3 protein-coding genes are annotated in these 3,360 nt (G+C 67.1%); all 3 read left to right on the top strand.

All coding sequences use genetic code 11. From position 1 onward, the window contains the following. Positions 1 to 881: YcaO-like family protein (locus ACY45C_RS07275; protein ID WP_462186870.1), on the top strand; the 881-nt coding region annotated here is incomplete at its 5' end. A gap of 20 nt (positions 882 to 901) precedes the next feature. Further along, positions 902 to 1,972: a TfuA-like protein gene (locus ACY45C_RS07270; RefSeq protein ID WP_462186869.1), complete on the top strand. Its 1,071-nt coding sequence runs from the start codon at positions 902 to 904 to the stop codon at positions 1,970 to 1,972. Positions 1,973 to 3,175: 1,203 nt separating this feature from the next. Beyond that, positions 3,176 to 3,360: SAM-dependent methyltransferase (locus ACY45C_RS07265; protein WP_462186868.1), on the top strand; the 185-nt coding region annotated here is incomplete at its 3' end.

The following is a 3,360-nucleotide window of genomic DNA, read 5'->3' as shown; positions in this document are numbered from 1 at the left end:
CTCGGGCAACCGGAGCGAATTTTGCGACCACGACACCGACGACGTGGGTGGCGGCCGCCTCGCTCGTCGACGGCACTGCGGCGCTTGTCCCGTTCGAGGTAGTGCACACCGACGGTCGAGTTCAGGAACCGCCAGGTAGCGGCTGGTTCAGCTGTACCTCGAACGGTCTGTCGTCGGGCAACAACGGCTTCGAAGCCAAGCTCCACGCACTCTGCGAGCTGATCGAACGCGATGCGATCACCATGTGGCGGCTTACCGGCGACGTCACCACGACCACCATCGATCTTGGCAGCGTCACCGACCCGGTCGGCAGGTCACTGCTTGAGCGATTCGACGAGGCTGGGATCGCTGTGATGCTCCACGACGCGACGAGCGATGTCGGCGTCGCCACTGTGGAGTGCACAGTCTTCGAGCCAGACGCCGACGACCAGGATCTCACGGTCTACGCCACGAGTGGCATGGGATGCCATCCCAGTCGAGACATCGCGCTGTGCCGTGCCGTCACCGAAGCGGCGCAGAGCCGTCTCACGCTCATCAGCGGCGCACGCGATGACATGTTCCGCGCCCGCTACCGCCCGAGCTCCGCTGCCGCCGAGCAGGCGCGACTGCTGCGAGAGCGATGGCGGGCATCGTTGCGCGGCGGCCGCGACGTCAGCGACCTCCCTGACCTCTCGACGAGCACGCTCGAGCGCGACCTGGAAGCCGTGGTGAGTGCGCTCGTCACCCGAGGCTTCGACCCTTGGTGGGTTGACCTCAGCCGGCCGGACACCGGCGTTGCGGTCGGCCGCGCGGTTGTTCCAGGTCTCGAGCCGCCCAGTGACGTGTCGGGGTACAGGCCGGGTGCTCGCGCTCGCGCCGCTGTCGAGGGCGTCGTCGGTTGACCGGGCCAGTGACTGGGCCATTGCCAGTCGTCTTCCTCGGCCCGACACTCGGCATCGACGACGCTCGCGCCGTTCTGGACGCCGAGTTCCTGCCGCCTGTTCAGCTCGGGGACGTGTGGCGGATCAGCCAGGAGAGACCGCCCACGATCGGGATCATCGACGGCTACTTCCACCAAGTGCCGGCAGTGTGGCACAAGGAGATCCTGTACGCTCTATCGCTCGGGATCCGGGTCTACGGGTCGTCGAGCATGGGGGCGCTACGCGGTGCCGAGCTGGCGCCCTTCGGCATGGTCGCCGTCGGTGACATCGCTGCGGGATATTGCTCCGGTGAGCTGACCTCGGACGACGAGGTGGCCCTTGTGCATGCAACGAGCAAGCACGGCTTTCGGCCGCTTTCGGAGCCCCTGGTGAACGTGCGAGCGACCGTAGCTGCCGCGACGGCGCAGGGCGTGGTCTCTCGCATGACCGGAGAGCTCGTCGTTCAGACCGCACGTTCGTTGTTTTATGCTGACCGCCGGTGGGAGCACCTGCTGAACCTGGTGCCGTGCCCCCCCGAACAGCTCGAGGCGTTGCGCGCGTGGCTGCCGCAAGGCCGAGTCGATCAGAAGCGGGCCGACGCAGTGGCCATGCTCGAACGGATGCGCGACGACCTCATGCCGTCGAGTAGCGAAACGACCTCACCCGCTGCGACTGAATTTACCCCCACCGTGCTCTGGAACGAAGTCGTGCGGCAGGAGACGCCTATCGCCAGCATCCTTGACGAGTTCCTCTTGGCCGTTCCGTTGGCACACACTGTGGCTGAGGGTATTGCGCGCGCGTCGTCCGGCGAATGGGTCGACTGGGTAGCGATCCTTTCGGCTGAACCCGACTGGCCCGAGTGCTGCCGCCGAGCAAGGCGGAAACGGCAGGTGTGGACTCAGTCCACCGACGATGATCAGAGCAACGCCGACAAGCTCCTTGCCTGGTTCTTCGGCGAGCGTCTGGGGTGGCCAGACGACCTCGGCGCCTTTCTCCGCGAGCGTGCTTGGACGGACGTCAACCGCGTCACCGAGGTCGCCGCCCGCGAAGCCGCTTTCCTCGCCGCCCGGTAGTCACGCCCGAAAATCGCCTCTGCCACTTTGTGCAACCAGAAACCTTACAGATCCGTGCAAGATCCGACTTCCTCCACCGAGCCGTTCGTACTCGGCGGCGATCCGGGTGAAGTGTTGCTGTGTCAAGGCGGCTCAGGAAAGCGCGTTACCCTTCGCCGAGGCAGGGACCATCCATCCGAGGCTTTCGGCCCGGCGGCGGGCGCGTTCGGGTTCGTCGGCCACCAGTGGGCCCGCCGGGCCGTCGACGTAGAAACTCCGCGGACGGTCGAGGAGGGAGAAGCCGAGACGGTGCAGGCACTTTGCCGCACCGGCCGCGGCCGAACCCGCGGGATGGGGGTGACGGACCTTCGTGTCAAACGTGGCCGCTCCGGTGAGCGGTATCCCCTCGGGCGACCCACTCGGTTGCCTGGGTAGTGCCTCGAGCCACTCCCGGATCCCGATTCCCGGCGACACGACGTTGCCCTCGGTCCGCCTGGTGGCGTCGTGCCGGGGTCTCGGGCCGACTCATCTCGAACGCATGGGTGGGCCCGCCGACGATGAGGAGCCTGACATCGTCGTTCAGGGCCGGGTCCGCGGTGCCGACCTCCACGAGTCCGACGTCCAACCACGTCGACAGGCCGATCGCGACGGCGTCCGCGATCACCCTGGTGTTGCCGAACATCGATTCATACACGACGAGGGCGCGCATCTCGTCCCACTCCTCACCCGGAACCTCGTACCGGAGCCTCGTGTGGTCCCGGCCGAGGGCGACGCCCGAATACCCGTGCTGTCCCGGCCGCCGTCGGTCTGTCGGCTGCCGCCGCGAGCTCCGGTCCTCCCGGTTCTTTCGGTTCTTCCGGTTCTTGCGGCCGTAGGGGTCTCCTCGGCCGTCGCGGGCGTCGACCCTCGATCCAGGTTCCAGACCAGTGTCATCCGTGGACGGCCACGCAGAGCAGGGTCGGACGGTCTGGTCAAACCGGACATTCGGCACGGTCGGCGGCTTCCCCATGGGCCGCCGCCGGAGGTTGGTCCGCGCCGCTGGGAGGCCCGGGCGGGAGGTAGGGCGGGCGTGCGATGAAACGAGCGAACGGGGTGCGAACGCGGTGTGAACGCGGTGTGGAGGTACTGGTCTCCGTAGCGACACCGGCCGGTGTGGTGACGAAGGTAGCGATGGTAGACAATCTCCTCACCATACGTCGTCTAGTGGGTCGCGCAGGAGAATGGATGATCATGGAGGAGTTGCCCGAGTGGGCCGCGGGGATCGATGTCAATCGCCCGAGCGCTGCGCGGATGTACGACTACGCGCTCGGCGGATCGCACAATTTCGCGGTGGACCGGGAGGCGACGCGCGCCGCCCTCGAGATCCTCCCGGATGCCCTGCTGATCGCCAGATCGAACCGGTTGTTCCT

It is taken from the genome of Frankia sp. CcWB2 (assembly GCF_977927585.1).
The sequence above is the reverse complement of the archived record's forward strand: the minus strand, read 5'-3'. Positions and strand labels throughout refer to the sequence as shown.